The organism is Pseudomonas sp. KH_027, assembly GCF_057838565.1.
In genome coordinates this window covers 4,355,370-4,369,422 of record NZ_CM174470.1, presented here as the reverse complement: position 1 = coordinate 4,369,422, position 14,053 = coordinate 4,355,370, and the positions used below count along the sequence as shown (strand labels likewise).

12 protein-coding genes are annotated in these 14,053 nt (G+C 63.9%); 3 read left to right on the top strand and 9 right to left on the bottom strand.

The window, feature by feature from the left end:
- The first annotated feature begins 70 nt into the window (after positions 1–70).
- Together creD and AC3IYG_RS20495 are read left to right on the top strand one after the other, a co-directional pair.
- Positions 71–1,429 carry a cell envelope integrity protein CreD gene (gene creD, locus AC3IYG_RS20500; RefSeq protein WP_489311315.1) on the top strand — a complete coding sequence of 453 codons (1,359 nt, stop codon included), beginning with the start codon at positions 71–73 and terminating at the stop codon, positions 1,427–1,429.
- 47 nt (positions 1,430–1,476) lie between these two features.
- Positions 1,477–1,779, top strand: coding sequence for a hypothetical protein (locus AC3IYG_RS20495; RefSeq protein ID WP_489313972.1), 303 nt, complete (start codon positions 1,477–1,479; stop codon positions 1,777–1,779).
- Positions 1,780–1,911: 132 nt separating this feature from the next.
- On the opposite strand, the gene AC3IYG_RS20490 is transcribed toward AC3IYG_RS20495, so the two are convergent.
- The 9 genes from AC3IYG_RS20490 to AC3IYG_RS20450 form a co-directional block, all read right to left on the bottom strand.
- Positions 1,912–2,541, bottom strand: coding sequence for a glutathione S-transferase (locus AC3IYG_RS20490; protein WP_489311314.1), 630 nt, complete (start codon positions 2,539–2,541; stop codon positions 1,912–1,914).
- Between the two features lie 171 nt (positions 2,542–2,712).
- Positions 2,713–2,916 carry a hypothetical protein gene (locus AC3IYG_RS20485; RefSeq protein WP_489311313.1) on the bottom strand — a complete coding sequence of 68 codons (204 nt, stop codon included), beginning with the start codon at positions 2,914–2,916 and terminating at the stop codon, positions 2,713–2,715.
- Positions 2,913–4,046: a PepSY-associated TM helix domain-containing protein gene (locus AC3IYG_RS20480; protein WP_489311312.1), complete on the bottom strand. Its 1,134-nt coding sequence runs from the start codon at positions 4,044–4,046 to the stop codon at positions 2,913–2,915. The genes AC3IYG_RS20485 and AC3IYG_RS20480 overlap by 4 nt, the downstream gene beginning before the upstream one ends.
- A 67-nt stretch (positions 4,047–4,113) precedes the next feature.
- Positions 4,114–6,495: a TonB-dependent siderophore receptor gene (locus AC3IYG_RS20475; RefSeq protein ID WP_489311311.1), complete on the bottom strand. Its 2,382-nt coding sequence runs from the start codon at positions 6,493–6,495 to the stop codon at positions 4,114–4,116.
- A 103-nt stretch (positions 6,496–6,598) separates the two neighbouring features.
- Positions 6,599–7,564: a FecR family protein gene (locus AC3IYG_RS20470; RefSeq protein ID WP_489311310.1), complete on the bottom strand. Its 966-nt coding sequence runs from the start codon at positions 7,562–7,564 to the stop codon at positions 6,599–6,601.
- Positions 7,561–8,085, bottom strand: coding sequence for an RNA polymerase sigma factor (locus AC3IYG_RS20465; protein ID WP_489313971.1), 525 nt, complete (start codon positions 8,083–8,085; stop codon positions 7,561–7,563). Before AC3IYG_RS20465 ends, AC3IYG_RS20470 begins: the two co-directional genes overlap by 4 nt.
- Positions 8,086–8,264: 179 nt before the next feature.
- Positions 8,265–8,969, bottom strand: a complete 705-nt coding sequence (locus AC3IYG_RS20460) for a 3'-5' exonuclease (RefSeq protein WP_489311309.1) — start codon at positions 8,967–8,969, stop codon at positions 8,265–8,267.
- Positions 8,966–10,900 carry a putative nucleotidyltransferase substrate binding domain-containing protein gene (locus AC3IYG_RS20455; RefSeq protein ID WP_489311308.1) on the bottom strand — a complete coding sequence of 645 codons (1,935 nt, stop codon included), beginning with the start codon at positions 10,898–10,900 and terminating at the stop codon, positions 8,966–8,968. The genes AC3IYG_RS20460 and AC3IYG_RS20455 overlap by 4 nt, the downstream gene beginning before the upstream one ends.
- A 175-nt stretch (positions 10,901–11,075) precedes the next feature.
- Positions 11,076–13,253 (bottom strand): malate synthase G, encoded by a 2,178-nt coding sequence (locus AC3IYG_RS20450; protein WP_489311307.1) that lies wholly within the window; start codon positions 13,251–13,253, stop codon positions 11,076–11,078.
- Between the two features lie 317 nt (positions 13,254–13,570).
- Between AC3IYG_RS20450 and AC3IYG_RS20445 the strand changes: the two genes are divergently transcribed.
- A complete protein-coding gene (locus AC3IYG_RS20445; RefSeq protein WP_489311306.1) occupies positions 13,571–14,023 on the top strand; it encodes a GNAT family N-acetyltransferase in 453 nt (150 codons plus the stop codon).
- Positions 14,024–14,053 lie beyond the last annotated feature (30 nt).

Genomic DNA, 14,053 nt, shown 5'->3' with positions numbered 1-14,053 from the left:
TGCCCGCTGCATAAAGCCCCCACCGCCGCCCGCCAGACTCTCCTCCATCCAATCCACAAGGAGAGTCGAGATGAACCGAACCCTGGGCATCAAATTGGGCGCCATCGCCCTGCTGATCGTATTGCTGATGATTCCACTGCTGATGATCGACGGCCTGATCGACGAGCGTCAGTCCGCCCGCGATGGCGTGCTGGAAAACATCGCCCACAGCTCCAGCTACAGCCAGCAGCTCACCGGGCCGATCCTGGTGGTGCCGTACCGCAAGACCGTGCGCGAGTGGAAAACCCACGAAAAAACCGGCCAGCGTTACCTCGAAGAAAGTGAAATACGCAGTCGCATTTATATCCTGCCCGAGCGCTTTGTCCTGAACGGGGCGGTGAGCACCGAACTGCGGGCGCGTGGTATCTACAAGGCGCGGTTGTACAAGAGCGATAACCAGATCAGCGGGCAGTTCCTGCTGCCAGCCCACTACGGCATCGACGAGGACCTGCAGGACTATCGATTCGAGCAGCCGTTCCTGGCGGTCGGCATCAGCGATATCCGCGGCATCAACAATGCGCTGAAACTGCGCCTGAACGGCCAGAGCCTGAACTTCGAGCCGGGCAGTGGCGACGCCTTGCTGCCCAATGGCGTGCATGTGCCGCTGCCGAAACTGACGGCCGGCGCCGAGCAGCAACTGGATTTCGCCTTCGACCTCAAACTGCAAGGCACCAGCAGCCTGAGCGTCACGCCGATCGGCCGCGACAGCCAGGTCGAGCTGACTTCCAGCTGGCCGCATCCGAGCTTTATCGGCGAGTTCCTGCCCACCGAGCGCGAGATCAGCGCCGAGGGCTTCAAGGCCAAATGGCAGACCAGTTTCTTCGCCACCAACATGGAAGAGGCCGTGGGCGAGTGTGTCTTCAACTCCGAGTGCCAAGCCTTTAATGCGCGGGTGTTCGGTGTCAGCTTCGTCGACCCGGTGGACCAGTACCTGAAGACCGACCGCGCGATCAAATACGCGCTGCTGTTCATCAGCCTGACCTTCGCCGGTTTCTTCCTGGTCGAAGTGCTCAAACGCCTGGCCGTGCACCCGGTGCAGTACGGCCTGGTGGGGTTGGCGCTGGCGTTCTTCTACCTGTTGCTGCTGTCGCTCTCCGAGCACCTGGAATTCGCCTTGGCCTATGGCCTTTCGGCTGCCGCCTGCGTTCTGCTGGTCGGTTTTTACGTCAGTCATGTGCTGCACAGCTGGTTGCGCGGCGGCGGTTTTACCCTCGGGCTGGCGGCGCTTTACGGGCTGCTCTACGGCTTGCTCAGCGCTGAGGACTACGCGCTGCTGATGGGCTCCTTGCTGGTCTTCGGCCTGCTCGCCTGTGTGATGGTGCTGACCCGCAAGCTGGACTGGTATGGCGTCGGCAAGGCCACCACGACCGCTCCCGAATCGAGCCTTTGATCGAGCGTGGCGCGGTGCCGCCGCGCCCCTTTTCAGGAATATTGGTTATGCGCGTACTGCTGCAATTTTCCGCCTGTTTCGCCCTGGGTATGGTGGTGTCGGTGTTGATTCTCGGCGGCCTGATGTTCGCTGGGAACTTTGCTGTGATCGATCTTTGGCTGTTGACCGGCAAGCCCCTTGCCAGTGCTGCGTTGCTGATACTGCCGGACAGCTTCTGGCAAGGGTTGACGGGTGTCGTCGGCGCCCGCAGCAACCCTTCAGTGAGCTCGTTCCTGCAGATGTGCGCGGCGCTCGGACAGTTCGCGCTGTTGCTGGCGGCGGGCGGTTTCCGCCTCTGGTACTGGCGATGAGCGGCCATCTCGGCTTGCGCGAGGATGCCGCGTGCGGTGCGTTGCTGGCGGCGCGCATCGCTCAGCTGTTTCCGTGCCCAAGCAGGCAGCCAGTGCCGGCGCGCCAACCCGTGGCGCGCGTTTCGCCGGTGCTCAAACCGGCGGCTGGGTGGCCTGCATCGACGGTCGTTGGCTGACTTCGGCGTACCAGCCGGCCAGTTGCGGGTGTTGGCTGCGCCAGCCCAGTTCCGGTTGGCGCAAGTCCAGGTAGCCCAGGGCGCAGGCGACACCGATGGCGGCTACATCGAAATGGCTGCTCAGTTCGGCGATGGCCTGCTCTTCGAACTGGCGCAGGGCACGGTTGATCTTGTCCTGTTGCGCGGCGAGCCAAAGGTCCCATTGTTTGTCCGCCGGGCGCAGGAAGGTTTCGTAGCGGATCAGCACGGCGGCATCGAGAATCGCATCGGCCAGCGAGGCCAGGGTCAGGCGCCGCCAGCGCGCACTGCCTTCGCGGGGGATCAGCGTTTCGCCGACATGTTGCTGGTCGAGGTAGTCGAAGATCACCCGGCTGTCGTGCAGCAGGTTGCCATCGGCCAGCAGCAGGGCGGGAATCTTGCCCGCCGGATTGCTGGCATTCACTTCCGCGTTCGGGCTGGTCGGGCTCAGTGTCACGCTCTGCAACGCCACGCGATCGAGCTGGCCGGTCTCATGCAGAAGCACCATCACCTTGCGCACGAAGGGCGAGCTGGCGGAGTGGAAAAGGGTCATGGTGGGGCTGGACATGGGGCGTTCCTCTCTGGCTGGGCGGGCTCCAGCCTAGCAGCGTCACGGCCTGCGAGCAGCCCCTGGCGTTGATTTATCTCGGCCTCGTCCGGCGTGTGTGAGCGCAGCAAAAGTGTGTCATGGCTCGCGGACTTTCGCTGAAAAGCCGCCTCTACCCAGCCATGGCCAGTGTCAAACGCCCGGCTTGTCCGTACGGGGCGAGAGGCGCAGGAATGGGCGCACGGCCAAGAGTGTCGGCAGGCCCAGGCCGCCCCAGGCTGCCGCATCCCAGCCGCCGTCACCGAGCAGGGCGCTGAGCAGCCCGCCGGCTGTCAGCAGCGCCAACAGGGCCGGCATGCCGAATGTGCGCCGCCGTGAACCGTGGCGGCGCTTCATTCTTGCGCCCCGGCCGTGGCGGGTGTGACGCGGGGCGCTGCCCGCCGGCGTACCCACCAGAGATACAGGCCGCTGCCGAGCACGATGATGGTCAGCAGATCGAGCGCCGCCCAGAGGATTTTCATCGGCAGGCCGCCGTAGTCGCCGAAGTGCAGCGGCTGGGACATGGCCAGCGCATCCATGTACCAGGGCCGGGTGCCGATGGCGGTGACGTGCAGGGTTTGTGCGTCGATCAATACCGGTGTCCACAGGTGCGAGGTGAGGTGCGTGCTGCCTTTCATGAACACGGCATAGTGGTGCGCGCTGGAGAAGCGTGTGCCGGGAAAGGCGATGAAGTCCGCCTGCATGCCCGGCGTGGCGGCGGCGGCAATCTGCAGCAGCTCGCTGGCCGGTGCGCGCAGGGTCAGCGGCGGCGCCTCACGGTAGGGTTCGACCATGCGCGTCAGGCTGTCGTTGCGCCAGGCGGCGATCAGCAGGTCGGCGGTGGCGCTGATCACCCCGGTAGCGCCGACCACCAGCGCCCAAGTCAGGGTGACGATGCCGATCAGATTGTGCAGGTCGAGCCAGCGGGTACGCCGCGAACGCTGCTGGCGCACCGTGCCGAATTCCAATCGGCGCATGAACGGCGCATAGAGCACCGCGCCGGAAACGATCGCCAGGACGAAGAGGACGCCCATGAACGCCAGCAGCAGCTTGCCCGCCAGCCCGGCGAACATGTCCACGTGCAGGCGCAGGATGAGCAGCATCAAGCCGCCGTTGGCCGAGGGCATTTCCAGCGCCTCGCCGCTGCGCGCATCGAGCATGAAGGTGTGCGACGAGTTGGGTTCGGTACCGGCGGTGGCGGCCATGATGGTGACCACGCCGTTGGGTTCGTCCTCCTCCCAGCCGAGGTACTGCACCACTTCGCCGGGGCGATGGTGTTCGGCGGCCTGCACCAACTGTTGCAGGTCCAATTGTGGCGTGCCGGCCGGCAACTCGCGCAGCTGCGGCGCGTCACCGAGCAGGTGGTCGATTTCGTGGTGGAAGATCAGCGGCAGGCCGGTCAGGGCCAGCATCAGCAGGAACAGGGTGCTGATCAGGCTGGTCCAGGTATGCACCCAGGACCAGCGGCGGATGGTGATGCTTTTCATGGGCTATCCACATGCCAAGGGCCACTCGTATCGAGTGGCCTTTTTTGCCGCAATCACGCTCGGCGAATTACCACTTGTAGTTCACGCTGGCGACCACGTTGCGTTCGTCGCCGTAGTAGCACCAGTAGCCGTCGCAGGTGGATAGGTAGTCCTTGTTGAAGAGGTTCTTCGCGTCGACCGCCACCGAGGCGCCCTTGAGGCCATTGCTCAGACGGCCGAGGTCGTAGTGCACGGAGGCGTCATAAACACTGTACGAGCCGACATGGCCGAGATCGGTGTTGGTGGTGTTGCCGTAGGTGTCGCCGACATAGCGCACGCCGGCGCCGATGCCGAAGCCATCGAGCAGGCCGCTGTGCCAGGTGTAATCGGCCCAGGCGGTAGCCTGGTTGCGTGGGATTTGCTGCATGCGGTTGCCCTTTTCCGCCGGCAGGCCTTTGACGATTTCCGAATCGGTGTAGGCGTAGGAAGCCAGCAGCTTGAGGTTTTTGCTGACGTCGGAAGTGGCTTCCAGCTCCAGGCCGCGCAGTTCGAGCTCGCCGGTCTGAGTGGTGATGCCGCCCTGGCTGACGCTGACGTTCTTCTGGCTCAGGTCATACACGGCCGCAGTCAGCAGGGTTTCGCTACCCGGCGGCTGATACTTGATGCCCAGTTCGTACTGCCGGCCTTCGGTCGGCTTGAACGAGTCGGTGCTACTGACCGTTGCGCCCATGGATGGCTGGAAAGACTCGGTGTAGGACAGGTAGGGGGTGACGCCATTGTCGAACACGTAGCTGAGCCCGGCGTTGCCGCTAAAGGCCGCGTCGCGCTGGGTATTGGTGGCGTCGGCCTGGTTGTAGAACGTTGTGCCGGTGTGCACCCAGTCTTCCCGCCCGCCGAGGGTCAGGCGCCAGTTGTCGAGGGCGATCTGGTCCTGAACATAGAGGCCGGTCTGGCGGGTTTTCTGGTTGTAATCCTGCAGGGCGAAATAGCCGACGCCGGAGAGGTCCTGACCATACACCGGGTTGTTGACGTTGATCGAGGGGACGCCAAAGCCGTACAGCCACTGGTAGTTGGTATTGGAACGCTGGTGATCGAAGCCGAGCAGCAGGGTATGGGTCAGTGCTCCGGTCTGGAAGTCGGCCTGGAAATTGTTGTCCACGGCAAACTGGCTGATGTCTTCGTTGACGATGCCCGATTCGCGGCTGACGTTGCCGTTAGCGTCGACCGTGTTGAACGTGGAGACGTTCACGGCTTGGAACTCCAGGTCACTCTTGGTGTAACGCAGGTTCTGGCGGAACTGCCAGACATCATTGAAACGATGATCGAAGGCGTAGCCCAGTGCGTAGTAGGTGCGGTCGTAGAAATCCCAGTCCGGCTCGCCGAGGTTCTTGTGGTGGGAAATGTTGCCGAAAGGCGAATCGACCTTGGTGCCTTGCAGCGGCAGGAACTGACCGGTGATCCCGGTATCGTCGCGGGTGTACTGCGACAGGAAGGTCAGGTGGGTGTCGTCGTCGAGGTTCCAGGTCAGGCTCGGCGCGAGGTTGTAGCGCTTGTCCGGGATGTGGTCGATAGGCGTATTGCTGTCGCGCACCACGCCGCTGAGGCGATACTCGAAACGGCCGTCATCGTCGATCGCGCCCGTGCTGTCGAAGTTGATCTGCTGGTGTTCGTTGCTGCCCGCCTGCAGCTCGAGCTCATGGCTGCTTTCGGCTTGCGGCCGACGGCTGACCATGTCCAGCATCCCGCCAGGTGGTGTTTGCCCATAAACCGAGGAGGACGGGCCGCGCAGTACGGCAATGCGCTCCAGGTTCCAGGGATCGACCTTGGGGTTGGCGAAGGAGCCGACAGGAAGTGGCAGGCCATCCAGAAACTGGGTCGGAACGAAGCCGCGCACTTTCAGCCAGTCACTGCGCGAGTCGGAACCGTAGCCGCTGCTCATGACGCCAGCGGAATAGCGCAGAGCGTCGTTCAGGCTCAGGGTCTGGCGGTCGTCCATCTGCTCGCGGGTAATCACCGATACCGAGCGGGGCATTTCGATGATCGGCGTATCGGTTTTAGTACCGGCGGCCGAGCGGGTAGCGAGATAGCCGGTGGCGGGGCCCCAGGCGCTTTCATAGTTGCCACTGGCATTCACGCGGGTGTCCGGCAGGGTCATTGCGCCCTGTGCGAGGGGGGCCAGGCTGTAGGTGCCGGCGCTGCTCTGTACCAGTTGCAGGCCGCTGCCTTGCAGGGCGCGGCTAAGCGCGTCGAGGGCGCTGTAGTCGCCCTGAACCGGCTGGGCGGTCTTACCGGAGGTCAGGCTCGGGTCGATGCTCAGGGCGATGCCGGCTTGGCTGGCGATGCGGTTGAGTGTGCTGGCCAGCGGTGCGGCTGGCAGCTGGTAGGTTTCGGCCAGGGCGGTGAATGGGCCGGCGAAGGTGATGGCGGCAGCCAGGAGGCTGGGGCGGAGCAGGTTCAGCGGACGGGACACTGGGAATATCTCCTAAGCGATAATAAGTCTCAATGTCCTGTTGCCGAAGCAAAAACCAAAAGTGATAGGGCTGGCGGAAAATATTTTCCGTCAGCTCACGCGGTTACTGTTCTGGTGTCGCGGGTACGACGCGAACCCACCAATCGGTGTGCCGCTCGATGCGCACCGGCAGGCTCGGTGGCAAGGCGGCGAGGGCGAGATCGCTGTTGTACAGCGGGAAGCTGCCGCTGATGCGCAGGTCGGCAACACGCGGGTCGGCGCTCAGGTAGCCACGGTGGTAGTCGCCCAGCTGCTCCAGCAAGTCGCTCAGGCGCATGTTCTCCACCACCAGCATGCCGTGCGCCCAGGCATCGGCGGTGGTTGCGGCGCTCTGGCTGTCGCTGAGCGCATTAGCCCTCATCAGCACCTGCTGGCCTTCTTTGATGATGCGTTCGCCTTCTGCCTGGCGCGGGTGCGCGGCAACGGCCGATTGCAGCACGATCAGGCGCGTGCCCATGGCTTCGCGCTTGACCAGAAAACGCGTGCCCAGCGCCCTGAGGTCGCCCTCGGCGGTGGCGACGATAAAGGGGCGCGGATCGCCGTGGGCGGTTTCCACCAGGATTTCCCCGCTGCGCAGGAACAGCCGCCGCTGTTCGGGGTTGAAGTCGATATCCACGGCGCTGCGGCTATTGAGGCGAACCTTGGAGTGATCCGCCAGCTCCAGTTCGCGCTGCTCGCCGCTGCCGGTGGCTTCGTCGGCCAGCCAGTCGCCCAGCGGTCGCGACTGGTTGAGCAGGCCGAGACCGAGCGCCGCGACCAGCAGCAGGCTGAGCAGGCCGCTGCGTAGCAGAGGGCTCTTGGCCGGCCTGCCGGAGCGCAGCAGGGCACGGCGTGCCGGCGGGTTGGCGGCTGCGGCGAAGTGCGGGTCCATGCCGGCAAGCCGGGCCCAGGCCAGCGCATGTTCGGTATCCGCCGCATGCCAGAGGTTGAATGCGGCTTTGTCCTGCGCGCTTGCCTCACCGGAGCCGAGGCACAGCTGCCAGCCGATGGCCTCGTCGAGTACCCGCGCGCAAACGGCTGTGCGCGTCATGTCGGTTGACCATAGAGCGCGATGTAGCACTGGCGCAGGCCCTGGGCCAGGTATTGGCGTACCCGTGGCACGGAGACGCCGAGGCGCTCGGCGATTTGTGCATGGCTGAGGCCATCGATGCGGTTATGCAGGAAGGCGGCGCGGGCCTTGCTGGACAGCTTGCCCAGCAGCCGATCGATTTCGCGCAGGGCTTCGAGCATCAGCGCCTGTTCCTCGACGTCGGGATGCACCGTCTCCGGCAGCAGCGAGAGTTCGTCGAGGTAGGCGCGTTCCAGGGCACTGCGGCGGAAGTGATCGACCAGCAGGCCCTTGGCGATGGTGGTCAGCAGCGCCCGCGGTTCGCGCAGCTGCTGCAGGTCGGGTTTGTTGAGGATGCGCACGAACGTGTCCTGGCTGAGGTCTTCCGCGCGATGCGGGCAGCTCAGGCTTTTGCGCAGCCAGCCGAGTAGCCAATCGCGATGGTCGCGATAGAGCAGGCTCGCCAGTGCGTGATTCGTGGTTTCCCCAACCGACACAGCAATCTCCGCTAATCAGCAGATTAGATACGAAAGAAATCGAGAATTATTCGCATATGTTCGCAGAGATCGACTGTCGTCCGCAATTGCAGGTGGTCAGTTTTATCCGCGCCGACTGGCGGAAACGGCTATGCAGTGAACCCTGCGCGTATTCGAGAGGCTGGCGCTTGGGGTCGCGCGCCGGTTCAGAGGGAATGCCGGCGTCGGCGCCAGCCAGCCAGGCGCTGTTCGAGGGCGAGGGGGCTGTCCAGCCCTTGCTGGCGGGCGCGGCTGAACAGGATCAACGCCAGTTCGGCGGTGACCAGGGCATCGGCGCTGGCATGGTGGCGTTGTTGCACCTGCAGGCCGAAGTGTCCGGTCCAGTCGTCCAGCCCGCCCTGGCGGATCGTGACGTGGGGGCAGAGCAGCGGTGCCAGTTCGGCGACATCGAAGAACGGGTGTTGCAACGGGCAGCCGAGTTCATGTTTCAGGGCCCGGCCGAGCATGTGCTGGTCGAACGGGGCGTGGAAGGCCAGCAAGGGGCTGTCGCCGACGAATGCCATGAAATCCAGCAAGCCCTGCGCCGGTTCGACCCCGGCCGCCACGGCGCTGGGGGCGATGCCGTGGATCAGCACGCTGGGGCTGAGCTTCTGCGCGGCTTGCTGCAAGGTGCATTCGAACTGCTGGCCGAGGTCGATGGCGCCGTCCTCGATCACTACCGCGCCGATCGACAGCACCACATCGCGGTTCATGTTCAGCCCGCTGGTCTCCAGGTCGAGGACCACGAAGCGCTGTTCGGCCAGGGGCCGATTGTCCAGTGCCGCCGGTGCCGGCAATTGCTCGCGGCGCTCGGCCAGGGCTTGGCCCAGTTGCACGCTGCCGCGAGGCCTGATCCAGGAAAAAACGCTCATAGCTGGTAACGCAGCGCCAGGCTGCTCTGCAGGCGCTGGGCCTGGCGGAAGGATTCACGCAGGATGCGTCGATCCAGATGGTTGAGGCTATCCGGGTCCAGGCGATTGGAGTATGGCAACTGCTGCCGCGCCTGCTGCTGGTGTTGTTGCATGCGGGTCTGCTGAATGAAGTGGTAGGCCTCTTCATAGGCGGCGCCATCCAGCGGGTCGATCACCGCGTGGTCGATCAATTCGCGCAGGCGCTGCAAGGTGTTGCCGGTGCTGATGCCGTGGGCCAGGGCGAGAAGCCGGGCGCCATCGACGAAGGGGGTAAGGCCCTGCACCTTGAGGTCCAGGGTGTGCTTTTCGCTGCCACTGCGGCTCACCACGAAGTCGCGGAAACGCCCGACCGGCGGCCTTTGGCGCAAGGCGTTATCGGCCAGCAGGCGCTGGAAAATACGGTTGTCGGCGACTTCGATGAGAATCTGCTGACGCAGTTGCTCGCAGCCGTCCTGCGGGCCCCAGACGGCCCGCAGGTCGAAGTAGATGCTGGAGCTCAGCAGGTTCTCCGGCGTCGCTTCGCGAATGAAAGCGCTGAAACGCCGCGACCATTCCGAGCGCGACAGGCACAGCTCCGGGTTGCCGGCCATGACGTTGCCTTTGCACAGGCTGAAGCCGCAGCGCGCCAGGCTCTGGTTGATATGGCTCGCCAGAGGCAGCAGGCGGCGGCGCATCTGTGCCGCCTCGGCGGCGTCCGCGGCTTCGAACAAGATGCCGTTGTCCTGGTCGGTGTGCAGGGTCTGCTCGCGACGGCCCTCGCTGCCGAAGCACAGCCAGGTGAAGGGCACGCCGGGATCGCCGAGCTCCTCCAGGCTCAGCTCGATCACCCGGCAGACGGTGTGGTCGTTGAGCAGGGTGATGATCTGGGTGATCTGCGTCGAGGAGGCGCCGTGGGCGAGCATGCGGTCGACCAACTGGCGAATGTCGCTGCGCAGCGCCACCAGGGTGTCGAGCTTGCCGGCGTGGCTGATGGTGCGCGCCAGGTGCACCAGGTCGACCCGTTGCAGGGAGAACAGGTCGCGCTCGGACACCACCCCGCAGAGTTGTTCGCCCTGCACCAGGCAGACGTGGGCGATATGCCGTTCGGTCATGGCGATGGCGGCGTCGAAGGCGCTGGCTTCTGGCGGCAGATGAAAGGGCGCGGGCGTCATCAGTTGGTCGATCGCCTGACCCAGGTCGCCGCCGCCGGCAGCCACCACGCGGCGCAGATCACGCAAGGTGAAGATCCCCAGCGGCCGCCGCGCAGGGTCGACGATGACGATGCTGCCGACCTGCTGTTCGTGCATCAACCGAACCGCCTGGTTCATCGGTGTGCCGGGTACGCAGATCACCGGTTGACGCATGGCCAGCTCGCTCAGGCGGGTATCCAGCGAGTACTGCGAACCGAGGGTTTGCGCCGCACGCAGTTGCACCTGCTGGTTGACCTGGTCGAGCAGGCTGCTGACCCCGCGCAGGGCGAAGTCGCGGAACGGGTTGGACAGGGCGAACAGCTTGATGAAGGCCGGTTTGCTCAGCAGCAGGCAGAAGCTGTCTTCGGCGGCCAGGTGTTCGGTGCGGGTGGCGCGTTCACCGAGCAGTGCCGCCAATGGGAAGCACTCGCCCGTGGTGATCTCGAAGGTCGTCTCGGTGCCACCCTTGGCCGAGTGCGGCCGTTCGCCGACGACCCGCCCCTGCTTGACGATATAGAAATGCTGCACCGGCCCGCCGTTGGGCTGCAGGATGCTCTCGCCGGCGCCATAGAAGCGCAGCTGGCAGTGCTCCAGCAGGTAGCCCAGGTGGGCGCTTTCCATCAGGTTGAACGGCGGGAACTTGTGCAGGAACTCCATCAAGCCGTGGATGTTCTGCTGCACCGCCACCTTGCCGGCCTGGGCGAAGTCATTGGCCTTGCTCATTGCGCCCTTCCAGATTCATTGACAGCCTATGGTCGACGCAATGACGCCGAGGGCACATTGGACGTAAGTCTAGTTCGTCCGTGGGTGGCAGGTGGTTCCTACAGGGTGTATTGCATTTGGCCGGGCATAAAAAAACCGCCCCGGAGGGCGGTTTTTTTATCTAACCAATCGCGAATCAGAGGCCGTTCTTGGCTTTGAACTCGCGGCGACGGCGGTGCAGGACCGGCTCGGTGTAACCGTTCGGCTGTTTGGCACCTTCGACCACCAATTCCAGGGCAGCCTGGAAGGCGATGTTGCTGTCGAAGTTCGGCGCCAGCGGGCGGTACAGCGGGTCGTTGGCGTTCTGCCGGTCGACCACCGGAGCCATGCGCTTGAGGCTGGCGACGATCTGCTCTTCGCTGGCGATACCGTGGCGCAGCCAGTTGGCCAGCAGCTGGCTGGAAATCCGCAGGGTGGCGCGGTCTTCCATCAGGCCGACGTCATTGATGTCCGGCACTTTCGAGCAGCCGACGCCCTGGTCGATCCAGCGCACCACGTAACCGAGGATGCCCTGTGAGTTGTTGTCCAGTTCGTTCTGGATCTCGTCGGCGGACCAGTTGGTGTTGGCGGCGAGCGGGATGCTGAGGATGTCGTCGATGGACGCACGCTCACGCTTGGCCAGTTCGGCCTGCCGGGCGAACACGTCGACCTTGTGGTAGTGCAGCGCGTGCAGTGCGGCGGCAGTCGGCGACGGGACCCAGGCGGTGTTGGCACCGGCCAGCGGGTGGGCGATTTTCTGTTCGAGCATGCCGGCCATCAGGTCGGGCATGGCCCACATGCCTTTACCGATCTGCGCACGACCTTGCAGGCCGGTGGCCAGGCCGATATCGACGTTCCAGTTCTCGTAGGCGCTGATCCACTTCTCGGCTTTCATGGCCGCTTTGCGCACAACGGCGCCCGCTTCCATCGAGGTGTGGATTTCGTCGCCAGTGCGGTCGAGGAAGCCGGTGTTGATGAACACCACGCGCTCGGCAGCTGCTTTGATGCAGGCTTTGAGGTTGACGGTGGTGCGCCGCTCTTCGTCCATGATGCCGACTTTCAGCGTGTTGCGCGGCAGACCGAGCACATCTTCGACGCGGCTGAAGATTTCGCTGGTGAAGGCGACTTCTTCCGGGCCGTGCATCTTCGGTTTAACGATGTACACGGAGCCGGTGCGGGTGTTCTTGCGGCGGGTGTTGCCGTTGAGGTTGTGCACCGCGATCAGGCTGGTGAACAACGCGTCCTGAATGCCTTCCGGAATTTCGTTGCCTTGGGCATCGAGGATCGCCGGGTTGGTCATCAGGTGGCCGACGTTACGCACGAACAGCAGCGAACGACCGTGCAGGGTCAGCTCGCCGCCATCGACGGTGCTGTAGACGCGATCCGGGTTCATGGTGCGGGTGAAGGTCGAGCCGCCTTTGGCCACTTCTTCCGCCAGGTCGCCTTTCATCAGGCCGAGCCAGTTGCGGTAGATCACGGTCTTGTCGTCGGCATCGACGGCAGCCACGGAGTCTTCGCAGTCCATGATGGTGGTCAGCGCCGCTTCCATCAGCACATCTTTGACGCCAGCGGCATCGGTCTGGCCGATCGGGCTTGCGGCATCGATCTGGATTTCGAAGTGCAGGCCGTTGTTCTTCAGCAGCACGGCCACCGGTGTGGCGGCATCGCCTTGGAAACCGATGAACTGGGCGGCGTTTTTCAGGCGGCTGCTGCTGCCGTCTTTCAGGCTGACCACCAGCGCGCCGCTCTTCACGGCATAGGCCGTGGCGTCGACGTGGGAGCCGCTTTCCAGTGCGGCGGCGTCATCCAGGAAGGCGCGGGCGAAGGCGATGACCTTGTCACCGCGAACCTTGTTGTAACCCTTGCCTTTCTCGGCGCCGCCTTCTTCGCTGATTGCGTCGGTGCCGTACAGGGCATCGTAGAGCGAGCCCCAACGGGCGTTTGACGCGTTGAGGGCGAAACGTGCGTTCATCACCGGGACGACCAGTTGCGGGCCGGCCATGCGGGCGATTTCTTCGTCGACGTTCTGGGTAGTGGCCTGGAAGTCCGCGACTTCTGGCAGCAGGTAGCCAATTTCCTGCAGGAAGGCTTTGTACGCCACGGCATCATGCGCCTGACCGGCACGCGCCTGGTGCCAGGCATCGATCTTGGCCTGGAGGTCATCGCGCTTGGCGAGCAGGGCTTGGTTCTTCGGCGCCAGGTCATTAATGACGCTTTCGGCACCGGCCCAGAACTGCTCGGCAGAAATCCCGGTACCGGGGATGGCTTCGTTATTTACGAAGTCGAACAGGACTTTGGCGACCTGCAGGCCACCGACTTGAACGCGCTCAGTCATCACTTGCCTCACTCTGCTCAGCTCTTCAGCTCTACTCAATAGCCCATTTCGGACCCGACGTTGGCCGTCTTGTAGTCCGAGGCGCGGCATACTACATCAAGATGTTGTGAAAATCAGTGGGCACGCGTCGCTCTGCGACCGGAGCGTGCCTTGCAGTCACAGCGGGGGCGCGGATGTTCTCAAAAATCATGCAGATTGTTCCAGATAAATCTTCAAACAGTACACGATTAATTGGTCAGCGCAGCTGCGACTCGCTGTCGCGGTGGTTCTACAGCGTGTGCCTATACTCCGGCAACCACCCTTAGGAGCATTTGTGAATGCCTGTACATGCTGCCGCTATTGAAGACCTCGACGATCTTGCGCGGTTGTTTGCCGGCTATCTCGAGTTCTACCAGGTTCCCAAGCCGCTGCCGGCCATCCGCAGCTTCCTGGCGGCGCGCCTGGCGCGTGGCGATTCGCGGCTGCTGCTGGCCCGCGCCGAGGATGGCGCGGCGCAGGGATTCGTCCAGCTCTACCCGTTTCATTCATCCCTGGCGCTCGAGCCAGCATGGTTGTTGAGCGACTTATATGTGTCGCCCCAGGCCCGCCGCCAGGGCGTTGCCGAGGCGCTGATGAATGCGGCGCGGGCCCATGCGCAGGCGAGCGGCGCGTGCGGCCTGCAATTGGAAACGGCAAAGACGAATTTGCCCGGGCAGGCGCTGTACGAGCGCCTAGGCTATGTAAGAGATGAAGTTTTTTATACCTATTGGCTGAGCCTGGCGCCTACCTGAGTCGGGATACAGGTCATTGAAGAGGAGTCG

Coding starts and splice junctions, on each gene's coding strand:
- AC3IYG_RS20490 (WP_489311314.1), bottom strand. CDS start 2,541: ATGTCCAGCCCCACCATGACCCTTTTCCACTCCGCCAGCTCGCCCTTC.
- AC3IYG_RS20470 (WP_489311310.1), bottom strand. CDS start 7,564: ATGACGCGCACAGCCGTTTGCGCGCGGGTACTCGACGAGGCCATCGGC.
- AC3IYG_RS20445 (WP_489311306.1), top strand. CDS start 13,571: ATGCCTGTACATGCTGCCGCTATTGAAGACCTCGACGATCTTGCGCGG.
- AC3IYG_RS20480 (WP_489311312.1), bottom strand. CDS start 4,046: ATGAAAAGCATCACCATCCGCCGCTGGTCCTGGGTGCATACCTGGACC.
- AC3IYG_RS20495 (WP_489313972.1), top strand. CDS start 1,477: ATGCGCGTACTGCTGCAATTTTCCGCCTGTTTCGCCCTGGGTATGGTG.
- AC3IYG_RS20460 (WP_489311309.1), bottom strand. CDS start 8,969: ATGAGCGTTTTTTCCTGGATCAGGCCTCGCGGCAGCGTGCAACTGGGC.
- AC3IYG_RS20450 (WP_489311307.1), bottom strand. CDS start 13,253: ATGACTGAGCGCGTTCAAGTCGGTGGCCTGCAGGTCGCCAAAGTCCTG.
- creD (WP_489311315.1), top strand. CDS start 71: ATGAACCGAACCCTGGGCATCAAATTGGGCGCCATCGCCCTGCTGATC.
- AC3IYG_RS20455 (WP_489311308.1), bottom strand. CDS start 10,900: ATGAGCAAGGCCAATGACTTCGCCCAGGCCGGCAAGGTGGCGGTGCAG.
- AC3IYG_RS20485 (WP_489311313.1), bottom strand. CDS start 2,916: ATGAAGCGCCGCCACGGTTCACGGCGGCGCACATTCGGCATGCCGGCC.